Raw genomic sequence first — 11,637 nt, 5'->3', positions numbered from 1 at the left:
GCCCTCCACCGCCCGGACGGCCGGTGCCCCCGGAGACCAGTGCCCGCGCAGACCCGTGCGCTCAGCCGGTCTCGACGACGGCCTGGGCGAACTGGGCCTTGTACAGCCGCGCGTAGGCGCCGTCCGCCTCCAGCAGGGCGTCGTGGTTGCCCTGCTCGACGATCGCGCCGTCCTCCATGACGAGGATCGTGTCGGCGTCCCGGATGGTGGACAGCCGGTGGGCGATCACGAAGGCCGTGCGGCCGGCGCGCAGCCGGGACATCGCCCGCTGGATCAGCACCTCGGTGCGGGTGTCCACCGAGCTCGTCGCCTCGTCCAGGACGAGGATCAGCGGCTCGGCGAGGAACGCGCGCGCGATGGTGATGAGCTGCTTCTCGCCGCCGCTGACCCCGACGCCCTCGTCTTCGAGCACGGTGTCGTAGCCGTCGGGGAGCGTGCGCACGAACCGGTCGACGTGCGCGGCGCGGGCCGCCTCGACGACCTGTTCGCGGGTGGCGCCCTCGGCGCCGTAGGCGATGTTCTCCGCGATGGTGCCGCCGAACAGCCAGGTGTCCTGCAGCACCATCCCGATGGATCGCCGAAGGTCCGCCCGCGACATCTCGGCGATGTCGACGCCGTCCAGGGTGATCCGGCCCTCGGTGACCTCGTAGAAGCGCATCAACAGGTTGATCAGTGTGGTCTTTCCGGCGCCGGTGGGCCCGACGATCGCCACGGTGTGCCCCGGCTCGGCGACCAGCGACAGGTCGTCGATGAGGGGCTTGTCCGGCTCGTAGCGGAACGCGACGTGCTCGAAGGCGACCCGGCCGTGGTCCTGCTCCGGGCGGGCCGGCGCCAGCGGGTCGGGCTCCTGCTCGGGCGCGTCCAGCAGGTCGAACACCCGCTCCGCCGACGCGATCCCGGACTGCACCATGTTCCCCATGCTGGCGAGCTGCGTCAGCGGCTGGCTGAACTGTCGCGAGTACTGGATGAACGCCTGGACGTCGCCGATCGACAGCGCGCCGGAGGCCACCCGAAGGCCACCGACGACGGCCACCAGCACGTAGTTCAGGTTGCCGATGAACATCATCGCCGGCTGCATGAGACCGGAGATGGACTGGGCCCGCCAGCTCGCCTCGTAGAGGCGCTCGTTGTGCTCCCGGAAGATCTCGGCGGACTCCTCCTGCCGGCCGAACGCGCGCACCAGGGCGTGCCCGGTGTACATCTCCTCGATGTGGCCGTTGAGCCGGCCGGTCGTCTTCCACTGGCTGACGAACTGGGGCTGGGCGAACTTGCCGATCCGGGTGGTGATCACGATCGACACCGGCACCGTGACGACGGCGATCAGCGCGAGGATCCAGGAGATCCAGATCATCATGGCCAGCACGCCGATGATGGTCAGCACCGAGGCGATCATCTGGGACAGGCTCTGCTGCAGGTTCTGCCCGAGGTTGTCGATGTCGTTGGTGACCCGGCTGAGCACCTCGCCGCGCTGGCGGCGGTCGAAGTACCGCAGCGGCAGGCGGGTGATCTTCTCCTGCACATCGGCCCGCAGGTCGCTCAGCATCCGTTGCAGGGCCTTGTTCGCCAGCCGGGCCTGCAGCACCGCGCAGAGACCCGCGATGAGGTAGACGATCAGCACCACCAGCAGCACCCGGCCGATCGCGCCGAAGTCCATCCCCTCGCCGGGGGTGAAGTCGACGGAGGACAGCAGGTCGGCCTGGGTGCCGTGGCCCTCGGCACGCAGCCGCGCGACGGCCTCGGCCTTGGTCGTCCCGGCGGGCAGCCGGGAGCTGAGCAGGCCGGCGAACACCAGGTCGGTGGCGTGCCCGAGCAGCCGCGGCCCGGTGACGGTGAGGCCGATGCCGACCACGGCCAGCCCGACCGCGGGGATCAGCAGCGCGCGCTGCCGGCCCAGCAGGCGGAGCACCCGCCGGGTCGAGGCCGCGAAATCCTCGGGCTTCTCGCCCCCGGCGGCGAAGAACCGACCGGGGCCTGCCATGGGGCGGGCCCCGCCCGCGGGTGGGCGGGTCATGCCGCCTCCTCCTCGGTGAGCTGCGAGAAGACGATCTCCCGGTAGGTGTCGTTGCCCGCCAGCAGCTCGCGATGGGTCCCCGTGCCCACGACCTGGCCGTCGTCCAGCACGATGATCTGGTCGGCGTCGCGGATGGTCGCCACCCGCTGGGCGACGATCACCATCGTGGCGCCGGCTGTCTCGCGCGCGAGCGCCGCGCGCAGGGCGGCGTCGGTCGCGTAGTCGAGCGCCGAGAACGAGTCGTCGAACAGGTAGATGTCCGGACGCCGGACCAGCGCCCGGGCGATCGCGAGCCGCTGGCGCTGCCCGCCGGAGACGTTCGTCCCGCCCTGGGCGATCGGGGTGTCCAGCCCGTCGGGCATCGCCTCGACGAAGTCCCTGGCCTGGGCGATGTCCAGGGCGCGCCACAGCTCGGTGTCGGTGGCCTCGGGATCCCCGTAGCGCAGGTTGGACGCGATCGTCCCGGTGAACAGGTACGGCTTCTGCGGGACGAGGGCGACGGTCTCGGCCATCAGCTTCGGGTCGATGTCGCGGACGTCCACCCCGTCGATCAGGACGGCGCCCTCGGAGACGTCGGACAGCCTCGGGACCAGGCCGAGCAGCGTGGACTTGCCGCTGCCGGTGCTCCCGATGATCGCGGTGGTCCGCCCGGGGCGAGCGCGCACGCTGACCCCGCGCAGCACCGCCGCCTCGGCGCCCGGGTAGCTGAACATGACGTCGCGCAGCTCCAGCTCGCCGTGGCGCGGCAGCGTGCGCACCGGGTCGGCGGGCGGGCGCAGCGTCGACTCCGTCCCCAGCACCTCCTGGATGCGCTCCGCGCACACCTCGGCCCGCGGAATCATCGAGAACATGAAGGTGGCCATCATGACCGACATCAGGATCTGCATCAGGTAGCTGAGGAAGGCCGTCAGCGCCCCGATCTCCATCGCACCGTCGTCGATCCGGTGCGCGCCGAACCAGATCACGGCGATGCTCGAGACGTTCACCGCCGCCATCACCAGCGGGAACAGCAGCGCCATGATCCGACCGAAGCGCAGGGAGACGTCCGTGAGGTCGGCGTTGGCGGTGCCGAAACGGCGCTTCTCGTGGTCGTCCCGGACGAAGGCGCGGATCACCCGCAGGCCGGTGATCTGCTCGCGCAGGATGCGGTTGACCTCGTCGAGACGCTCCTGCATCTTCCGGCCCAGCGGCTGCATCCGCCGGACCAGCAGGGTGATCATCGCCGCGAGGAACGGCACGATCGCGACGAGCAGCAGCGAGAGGCCGGCGTCCTGGTGCACCGCCAGCGCGATCCCGCCCAGGCACATGATCGGCGCGGAGATCATCATGGTGAACGCCATCAGCACCAGCATCTGGATCTGCTGGACGTCGTTCGTCGCCCGGGTGATCAGGGACGGCGCGCCGAAGCGGCCGACCTCGCGGGCCGAGAACGACTGGACCTGGTCGAACACCGCGGCCCGGATGTCGCGGCCGACCCCCATCGCGGTGCGCGCACCGAAGAACACCGCCGCGGCCGAGCAGACGGCCTGCAGGAAGGTCACCCCGAGCATGATCCCGCCGAGCCGGACTATGTAACCCGTGTCGCCCGGCACCACACCGTTGTCGATGATGTCGGCATTCAGGGTCGGCAGGTAGAGCATGGCCAGGGTCGCGGTCAGCTGCAGCACGACCAGCAGCGCGATCGGCCGCGAGTAGGGGGGTAGGTGGTTCCGCAACAGCCTGGTCAGCATGTGATCTCCGTCGGCGGGTGACCCGGCCCGCGCCCGGCTCGGCTGATCCGGGTGCTGGGCGGCGCGGGGTCCTCCATTGATCCGGGTGCTGGGTGTGATCCGGTGCTCGGTGCGATCCGGTGCTCGGTGTGATCGGACGCTTGGCGTGATCGGACGCGGGTGGCGTGGGCCGTCCGTTGGCAGGTCGACCGACGCGTCGGGAAGCTGGCGATACAGCGTACCGGGGCGCACCGACCATTCCTGGCGGGCGCCGCACGATGCCCGGACCGTCATGATCGGAGATCACCGTGACTGACAGTGGGAGAGACTGCCGGTGGGAGATCGCCAGCGCCCGGCATGTTCGGCGGCGGTCGCACGCGTACCGGCCCCGGGCTTCCGACGATGGTCGGGGCCCGGGGCCGGGTGGAACTCGCTCGGCGGTGGCCGAGCGCGCATGCGCTCAGCGGCGCTCGAGCGCCCAGGACGCCACGAAGGCCACGGCAAGTACCACACCGACGATCAGCAGACCGCCGATGATGTAGAAGCCCACCGTCTTCACCAACGCGATGAAGATCGGTAGAGCGGCGGCGAGCAGGAAGAGCCCCCGGCTGCGCACCGGGGCGTTGAACAGCGCGGCGAGCTTGCGCGGCCCGCTCTCCCGCTGGATGTTGAGCTCGTCGACCATCGACGGCATCACCCGGATCGTCGACCAGGTGAGCGCGACGAACGCGATGGCCAGGCCCCACCCGTAGAGGAACCCGACCCCCCGTCCGAACGCGTCGAACGAGGCGCCCGCACCGATCACGGTGATCGCCAACGGGATGTACCAGCCGGTCGTGCGGTCCTGCCGGGCCTGCCCCGCGAACCGGCGCGCCTGCGCGAACCGCTCGCCCCGCCGGCCACCCTCGCCCGGGTTCATGTTGACCATCGTGTTCCTCCCCTCGACGGCCCCCGTCCGTCCTGTCCCGCTGGGACCGGCCGCGTCCCCCAGGCAGCGCGGACCGTTCGCCCTCGACTGCGAGGACGCGTCCACCCAATCGTCCTGTAGGACGGCACGCCGACGCGCGCGTTCCGTCACTTTCGGAGGAACCCGCGAACGAGTGGACTTATTGCCCGTCTTGCCCGATACGGACCGTCCGGCATAGTCCGCCCGGGACGACCGGTCCCACCCGGCCGCCCGGGAGGACCCGGCCCGGCCGCCCACACCGCTGGCGCCGCCGCCTGCGGCGCCGCCGATGCGCCACCGCGTACCGTGCCACCGCGCAACGACCGACACCGCGGAACACGCCGCAAACGAGCGCAACTGCGGCCGAAGGCGCAGCACCGATCACCGAAATGGCACACGCCGGAACGGCGGAGAGAAGGCCGTCCGTGACTGCGATAGGGATTACCGGATCGGGGATGGCGCGGGAAGGGAAACCCACCATGAACCGATCTATCCGCAGAATCCGCCGCATCGTGCTGACCGTCGTCGCGGCGGCATCCCTGGGCATGCTCACGACGGCCGCGGGCTGCCAGCCCCATGAGCCGTGCCCGTATCCGCCGAACCATTACAACCACCGCTGCTGAGCAGGCTTCGGACGGGGTGGGAGGCGGTGCACCAGCATCCCGCGCCCCACCCCGTCGTCGGCGCCTGCCGGTCGGTCAGGACGCCGGGACCACCGCGGGCGGGTTCCAGGTGTTGTCCAGCGCGGCCGCCTTCGCCAGGTAGGCCGGACCATCAGATTGAACGAACCCGCGGGGGCGGGCAGCCAGTCCGTCGGCCGCCCCGCCGGACGGCTCCAGGACGGTGTCCGCCGCCGCCTGGATCTGGGCCTCACCATCCGTGACACCAGCCGCCGGCGGCTGGTCCGCGGCCAGCACCGCGGCCAGTTCGTCGAAGAACGCGGCACCCGCGTCGGACGGTGTCCGCGGATCGGGCTGGTTCGCACAGTCCGGAGCCGGCAGCAGGGGATGGGGTCAGCCCTGGGACACCGGGACTACGACGAGTTCCGCGACGTTCACGTGGGGTGGGGCGGAGGCCGACCAGGCGATGACCTCGGCGACGTCCACGTCACTCAGGGGGTTTGCGACTGACCTGCGCAACTCGGCGAGCGCCTCGCGGGAGCCAGGGAAGACCATGTCGTCGCCCAGTTCGGTCTGCACCAGGCCGGGCTCGACCGTGCGCACCCGCACCCCGCGGGGGCCCAGCTCGACGCGCAGGTGACGGGTCAGATGCTCGATGGCGGCCTTCGTCGCGTCGTAGACCGCGAAGTTCGGGAAGACCTGGTGGCCGCCGACCGAGCCGATGTGGACGAGGTCCGCGCGCCGGCCCTCCGCGGCGGCGGCCAGCAGGTCGTCGATGAACACCCGGCCCGTCCACAGCAGGCCGACCAGATTGGTGTCGATCATGCGGCGCCACTCGTCGACGTCCGCCGCGGCCCAGGGTGCGGCGAGCATCGTCCCGGCGTTGGCGACGACCAGGTCGGCGCGGCCGAGGCGCTCGTGGACCTGGTCGGCGATGCGACGCATCCCGTCCGGGTCGGTCACGTCGCCCGTGACGGGCAGGATCCGCTCGTTCTCGTCGGCCAGGGACCGCAGGCGCGCCTCCCGGCGGCCGACCGCGGCGACCACGGCGCCGTCGGCGGCGAGCCGCCGGGCGGTGGCCGCGCCGATGCCGCTCGTGGCACCGGTGACGACGGCGATCCGTCCCGTGGCGGGCATGCCAGGCAGGCCGAACATGGCGACGTGCCGGGCCGCCTCGGCGTCGTCGGGCCACTGCGGCTCCGGGCCCTGCCCCGGGGCCGCGCCCGGCCGTGAGGGCGCATGGGGGCCAGCGGGCCGGGTCTCGGTCTCGTGCTCGGTCACCAGTCGAGGGTGTCACCTTCCGCCCATGATCGCGCGCCGTGCGTTCATCCGCGAGGGTCCGTCTCCGCGTCGATGCGGTAGATCGAAACGGAACCGATGCAGCGAGGCGTCGGAAACGCGGCAAGCCCGTCGTCTCAACCACGAGGCGCGGTACAACTCTTGCGTCGCACGTTCCGAGACGGACGGATCCGGCACCGACGGAGACGATCGCGCGCGGGGGTTCCGGCTCCACGCGGCGCGAGGGCGATGACCGACGACGCACGGGAGGACACCATGCCCGCCGAACGGCAGCTCCCCTCATCGGAAGCGCGGGAGCTGATCGAGCTCACCGCCACCATGTGCGACCGCGAGCTTGCTCCGAGAGTCACGGAGTACGAGGCCGCCAGCCGCTTCCCGCGCGAGGAGTTCGCGGTGCTCGGCAAGGCCGGGCTGCTGAGCCTGCCGTACCCGGAGAGCTTCGGCGGCGGCGAGCAGCCGTACGAGGTGTACCTACAGGTGCTGGAGGAGATCTCCTACCGCTGGGCGGCCGTGGCGGTCGGGGTGAGCGTGCACGCGCTGTCCTGCTACCCGCTGGCGACCTTCGGCACCCCGGAGCAGCAGGAGGAGCACCTTCCCCGGCTGCTGTCCGGTGACCTGCTCGGCGCCTACTGCCTGTCCGAGGCGCACGCGGGGTCGGACCCGGCGGCGATGCGCGTGACGGCCACCGCCACCGACGACGGCTACCTGCTCAACGGTACGAAGGCGTGGGTGACCCACGGCGGCGCCGCCGACTTCTACACGGTCTTCGCGCGGACGTCGTCCGACACCCGCGGCGGGATCTCCTGCTTCCTCGTCGACGCGGGCACGCCCAACATCAGGTTCCACCCGCCCGAGAAGAAGATGGGGCTGACCGCGTCGCCGACGACGCAGATCAGTTTCGACGACGTCGCGGTCCCGGCGTCGCGCCTCATCGGCAAGGTGGGGCAGGGCCTGTCGATCGCGCTGTCGGCTCTCGACTCGGGCCGGCTGGGGATCGCCGCCACCGCCGTCGGGCTCGGGCAGCGCGCGCTGGACGACGCCGTCGCGTACGCGAAGGAGCGGGAGGCGTTCGGGAAGGCGATCATCGACCATCAGGGGCTCGGCTTCCTGCTGGCCGACATGGCGGCCGCCGTCGAGTCCGCGCGGGCCACCACCCTGGCCGCAGCCCGGCGCCGGGACGCCGGGCTGCAGTACGGGCGCGCCGCGTCCGTCGCAAAGCTCGTCGCAACGGACGCGGCCATGAAGGTCACCGAGGACGCCGTGCAGGTCCTCGGCGGCGCCGGCTACACCAAGGACTTCCCGGTGGAGCGGTACATGCGCGAGGCCAAGGTGATGCAGATCTTCGAGGGGACCAACCAGATCCAGCGCCTCGTCATCAGCCGCCACCTCGCCCGCGGCTGACCGGACGCGGTGGCGGGGATCGGGCAAGGACGGAACCCGCCCAGGACGACGCCTGTTGAGGACTGAGGTCACACAGACCTCACATCTGGCGTCAATACGGTGCGTCCTCGCCCTGGATCCGGAACTCACGGCTGATCGAGGTCCCAGATGCGCCGTCCGCCCCGTCTCGTCCTTGCCCTCGCCGCCGCGCCGTTCGCGGCCGCCCTTGTCGCCGGCTGCACGCAGGGTGGCGGGGCCTCCGGGACGCCCGCCACGACATCCGGGCCGGTCACCGCGTCGGGTGCCGCGCCGACGGCGGTGGCGGTGCCGGGCGACAGCTGGGAGACGGTGGACCCACGCGCGGTCGGTCTGGACCCGGCGAAGCTCGAGGACATCGCGCACGCCGCCGAGCAGGGCAAGTCCAACTGTCTGCTGGTCTCGCGCAACGGCAGGATCGCCGGCGAGTGGTACTTCAAGGGCTTCACCCCGACCACACCGCAGCCGGTCTTCTCCATAACGAAGTCGCTGACGTCCACGCTCGTCGGCATCGCGCAGGGCGACGGTGACCTGCGGCTGGACGATTCCGCCGCCACCTGGGTGCCGCAGTGGAAGGGCACACCGGCGCAGGCCGTGACCGTGCGCGACCTGGTGAGCAACGACTCCGGGCGGCAGTGGAGCACGACGATCGACTACCAGGAGCTGATCGCGGCGCCCGACCAGACCGCGTTCGCGGTCGCGCTGCGCCAGGAGCGGCCGCCCGGCGAGGTCTGGGCCTACAACAACTCGGCCATCCAGACGCTGGAGCAGGTGCTGAGCGGCGCCACCGGGCAGGAGGTCAGCGACTACGCCCGGGAGCGGGTCTTCGAGCCGCTCGGCATGGCCGACAGTCGGATGACGACCGACCGCACCGGCAACACCCTGACGTTCATGGGCCTGCAGACGACCTGCCGGGACGTCGCCCGTCTCGGCTACCTGATGCTCGCGCACGGGGAGTGGAACGGTCAGCGGGTCGTGTCGAGCGACTGGGTCACCGAGGCCACCGGGCGGTCGTCCACGGAGATGAACGCCGCCTACGGGTACCTGTGGTGGCTCAACCGCGAGGGCGTCCTCGCCCAGCCGCTGGCGGCCTCCGACATCTCCGCGGCCGCCGACCCCACCACCCGCCACGGTCAGCTGGTGCCGACGGCGCCGGCGGACATGTACTGGGCGATCGGGCTCGGCAACCAGATCCTGCAGATCGACCCCGGGTCCGGCACGGTCGTCGTCCGGCTGGGTAGCGGGGAGGCCCGGCCGCAGCCGCCGACGTTCGGTGTCGCGGACGCCAGCCGGGTGGTCACCGAGGCCCTCGTCGCCAACTGAGCCCACCCGCGGTTCCCGGCAGCCGTGCCAGCCGGTCCCTCTGCGGTCCGCGGTCGCCCGCGGTCGCCCGTGGCTGTCCGTGGCTGTCCATGGCTGTCCATGGCTGTCCATGGCTGTCCATGGCCGGCGCCGGCCGGGCGGGGGCAATTCGCGGCAATCGGCGGGAAAGATCAGAATAGTCCGGAGGATCGCGGACGGACATCCGTCGCCATCCGGGTTCGCCGTTCCTGATCCATCGTGACGGCCAGTGGCCGTCGGCCTGTTTCGGTCGGGTCAGGGAAATCATCTCGACATTGATCGGACGGCCGCCGGGTTGCGACGGCGCGTTGCGACGCAAGCCCCGTTCCGGCTGGTCAAGGCCTGACGCGACGGCGTCCCGATCCTCGGGTTGTGCGGCCTTGCCGCGCATTCGGGTGCCGGGTTTCCTGATGATGCAACGTTTCGCGGCATTACGCCGATGTTCATCCGGTAAAGGGGGAAACAGGTGTGGGAACACATAGCGGGTGGCGTGCCCGCGAGCGGCGCTCACCGGCACGCGAACGGGATGGGCTCAACGTCGGACGTCCGGGCGGACCGGTTCGGGAAGACACACGGTTCGTGACGGCTGACCGTTCCGGACAGGACGAAAACGCCGGCCAGACAGCCAGCATCCACACATCACGGGCACACGGGTCGTATCATGCGCAGCGACCGGAGCGGGGGGTCGGGGAACCCGCCGGTGCCACCGTCCCCCCGTCCGGCGCATCGAGGTCGCGCCGACGAGCGGACCGGAGAGAGGATCTGCGCAGTGCCGCGAACTCGTCCTTCGGCCAGCCTGCCAGTGCAAGTCCGGGTGGTGTGTGGGTGAGCCTCGCGGGGGCGCGCCCCAAAGGGCCGCGAGCCGATTTGAAGGACGGGCCGCAGCGAATCCTCCTTACTCGTTTAAATGAACTTAACAATCCCTATCGGGTCAGCTATGAGATGGTGGCCCGGGCGCTGTGGTCCGACCCCGGTCCCACGAAGATCCAGCGCTCGCGGACGCGTGACCTGAGCCGCCAGTTCCGCGGCGAGAAGGCCATCGAATGGCGGGTGGTCGAGGTCTACGTCAACCTGCTGTTCACCGAAACCGATCCGGCGCGCGCCGCACACCTGGAGAACCTGCGTCAGCTGCACGTCCAGGCGTTCGGCGCGACCGTCGACCCCGACGGCCAGCCCACCCCCGAGCCCGAGCCACCGGCCATCGACCCGGCCTACGTCGCCGAGCTCAAGCGTCAGCTCGAGGAGTCCCGCACCCGCGCCTCGTTCGCGACCGCGCTGCTCGTGATCGTCCAGGCGGAGAACACCGCGCTGCGCGGGCGGGGGGCGTCGTTCGACTGGTTCGGCCCGGCGGCGGCCACCGCCGGCGCCCCCGGCAACGACGGCGCCGCGGCTGACACCGCGGCCGGTGGCAAGGCCGGCGGCGCGAACGGCACCGCGGTCGGCGGCACGGGCGCGCCTGGCGGCGGAGCCGGTGCGGGCGACGGGCGCGACCGGTCCGCTCGGCGAGCCCGGCCCGGATCGGACGGCGGCGGCGGCGGCGTGTACCCGCTCATCGACCCGGCCACCGCTCCCATCGTGCGCCGGCAGGGCCATCGCGCCGGGCAGCGCCGCCGGCCGGGCTCACCGGCCGGCGCGGGTGACTCGCCGGGGCCCGGGGGAAAGACGCCCGTGTACCTCTCCGGGGCGGCGCAGGCCCCGCCGTCGACGCTGACGGCCCTCGCCCGCAACCGGTCGGTCACGGCGGCGTTGTACCGCCTCCCGACGCCCGAGCAGGCCTCCGACGACCTCGGGCTCGACATCCTCGTGGGACGGGAGAAGCGCCGCCGCGGAAGGCCACGCTGAGGGCACGGGGAGCACCTCGTCGGCGGAGCAGCATCACGGAACAGCGCCGCGGAACGGCGTCAAAGCAGTGACAGGCCGGCGGCCTGCTGCTCGAAGGCGAGCAGGTGGCGCTTGCGCTCCAGGCCGCCGCCATAGCCGGTGAGGCTGCCGTTCGCACCGATCACCCGGTGGCACGGGACGATGATGCTGATCGGGTTGCGACCGTTGGCCAGTCCCACCGCGCGTGACGCGCCCGGCTGGCTGAGGCGGCGCGCCAGCTCGCCGTACGAAATCGTCTCCGCGTACGGGATGTCGCACAGTGCCTTCCACACCTTGCGTTGGAAGTCGGTGCCGGTCGGGTTCAGCGGCAGGTCGAAGGACGTCCGGCGGCCCACGAAGTACTCGGCGAGCTGGCCGGCGGACGTCCTTCGACCTGCCGCTGAACCCGACCGGCACCGACTTCCAACGCAAGGT

General features: G+C 71.5%; 10 protein-coding genes. 4 read left to right on the top strand and 6 right to left on the bottom strand.

Annotated features, from left to right (window positions below; translation table 11 throughout):
* Nucleotides 1-61: 61 nt before the first annotated feature.
* From FMEAI12_RS15435 to FMEAI12_RS15425, 3 genes are all read right to left on the bottom strand, one after another.
* Nucleotides 62-2,011 carry an ABC transporter ATP-binding protein gene (locus FMEAI12_RS15435; protein WP_112106555.1) on the bottom strand — a complete coding sequence of 650 codons (1,950 nt, stop codon included), beginning with the start codon at nucleotides 2,009-2,011 and terminating at the stop codon, nucleotides 62-64.
* Nucleotides 2,008-3,741, bottom strand: a complete 1,734-nt coding sequence (locus FMEAI12_RS15430) for an ABC transporter ATP-binding protein (protein WP_112106554.1) — start codon at nucleotides 3,739-3,741, stop codon at nucleotides 2,008-2,010. The genes FMEAI12_RS15435 and FMEAI12_RS15430 overlap by 4 nt, the downstream gene beginning before the upstream one ends.
* A gap of 439 nt (nucleotides 3,742-4,180) precedes the next feature.
* Nucleotides 4,181-4,648, bottom strand: coding sequence for a hypothetical protein (locus FMEAI12_RS15425; protein ID WP_112106553.1), 468 nt, complete (start codon nucleotides 4,646-4,648; stop codon nucleotides 4,181-4,183).
* A 497-nt stretch (nucleotides 4,649-5,145) separates the two neighbouring features.
* Here FMEAI12_RS15425 and FMEAI12_RS37185 point away from each other — a divergent pair, with 497 nt between their 5' ends.
* On the top strand, nucleotides 5,146-5,289 hold the full coding sequence (locus FMEAI12_RS37185; RefSeq protein ID WP_165938512.1) for a hypothetical protein: 144 nt from the start codon (nucleotides 5,146-5,148) through the stop codon (nucleotides 5,287-5,289).
* 75 nt (nucleotides 5,290-5,364) lie between these two features.
* Here FMEAI12_RS37185 and FMEAI12_RS38195 read toward each other — a convergent pair whose 3' ends face one another.
* Nucleotides 5,365-5,583: a hypothetical protein gene (locus tag FMEAI12_RS38195; protein ID WP_235014030.1), complete on the bottom strand. Its 219-nt coding sequence runs from the start codon at nucleotides 5,581-5,583 to the stop codon at nucleotides 5,365-5,367.
* A gap of 96 nt (nucleotides 5,584-5,679) precedes the next feature.
* Nucleotides 5,680-6,567 (bottom strand): SDR family oxidoreductase, encoded by an 888-nt coding sequence (locus FMEAI12_RS15415; protein WP_083391051.1) that lies wholly within the window; start codon nucleotides 6,565-6,567, stop codon nucleotides 5,680-5,682.
* Nucleotides 6,568-6,840: 273 nt separating this feature from the next.
* Here FMEAI12_RS15415 and FMEAI12_RS15410 point away from each other — a divergent pair, with 273 nt between their 5' ends.
* The 3 genes from FMEAI12_RS15410 (at nucleotide 6,841) to FMEAI12_RS15400 (ending at nucleotide 11,184) form a co-directional block, all read left to right on the top strand.
* Nucleotides 6,841-7,986, top strand: coding sequence for an acyl-CoA dehydrogenase family protein (locus FMEAI12_RS15410; protein ID WP_020463826.1), 1,146 nt, complete (start codon nucleotides 6,841-6,843; stop codon nucleotides 7,984-7,986).
* A 147-nt stretch (nucleotides 7,987-8,133) separates the two neighbouring features.
* On the top strand, nucleotides 8,134-9,324 hold the full coding sequence (locus tag FMEAI12_RS15405) for a serine hydrolase (protein ID WP_112106552.1): 1,191 nt from the start codon (nucleotides 8,134-8,136) through the stop codon (nucleotides 9,322-9,324).
* Between the two features lie 960 nt (nucleotides 9,325-10,284).
* Nucleotides 10,285-11,184, top strand: coding sequence for a hypothetical protein (locus FMEAI12_RS15400; RefSeq protein ID WP_200835301.1), 900 nt, complete (start codon nucleotides 10,285-10,287; stop codon nucleotides 11,182-11,184).
* Between the two features lie 59 nt (nucleotides 11,185-11,243).
* On the opposite strand, the gene FMEAI12_RS15395 is transcribed toward FMEAI12_RS15400, so the two are convergent.
* The coding region (locus tag FMEAI12_RS15395) for a methylated-DNA--[protein]-cysteine S-methyltransferase (RefSeq protein WP_112106556.1) at nucleotides 11,244-11,637 on the bottom strand (394 nt) is incomplete at its 5' end.

The sequence above is a fragment of the Parafrankia sp. Ea1.12 genome (assembly GCF_900465275.1).
Classification (GTDB): Bacteria; Actinomycetota; Actinomycetes; order Frankiales; family Frankiaceae; genus Parafrankia; species Parafrankia soli.
This window is presented reverse-complemented; position numbering and strand designations above follow the sequence as displayed.

Coding starts and splice junctions, on each gene's coding strand:
- FMEAI12_RS15435 (WP_112106555.1), bottom strand. CDS start 2,011: ATGACCCGCCCACCCGCGGGCGGGGCCCGCCCCATGGCAGGCCCCGGT.
- FMEAI12_RS15430 (WP_112106554.1), bottom strand. CDS start 3,741: ATGCTGACCAGGCTGTTGCGGAACCACCTACCCCCCTACTCGCGGCCG.
- FMEAI12_RS15425 (WP_112106553.1), bottom strand. CDS start 4,648: ATGGTCAACATGAACCCGGGCGAGGGTGGCCGGCGGGGCGAGCGGTTC.
- FMEAI12_RS37185 (WP_165938512.1), top strand. CDS start 5,146: ATGAACCGATCTATCCGCAGAATCCGCCGCATCGTGCTGACCGTCGTC.
- FMEAI12_RS15410 (WP_020463826.1), top strand. CDS start 6,841: ATGCCCGCCGAACGGCAGCTCCCCTCATCGGAAGCGCGGGAGCTGATC.
- FMEAI12_RS15405 (WP_112106552.1), top strand. CDS start 8,134: ATGCGCCGTCCGCCCCGTCTCGTCCTTGCCCTCGCCGCCGCGCCGTTC.
- FMEAI12_RS15400 (WP_200835301.1), top strand. CDS start 10,285: ATGGTGGCCCGGGCGCTGTGGTCCGACCCCGGTCCCACGAAGATCCAG.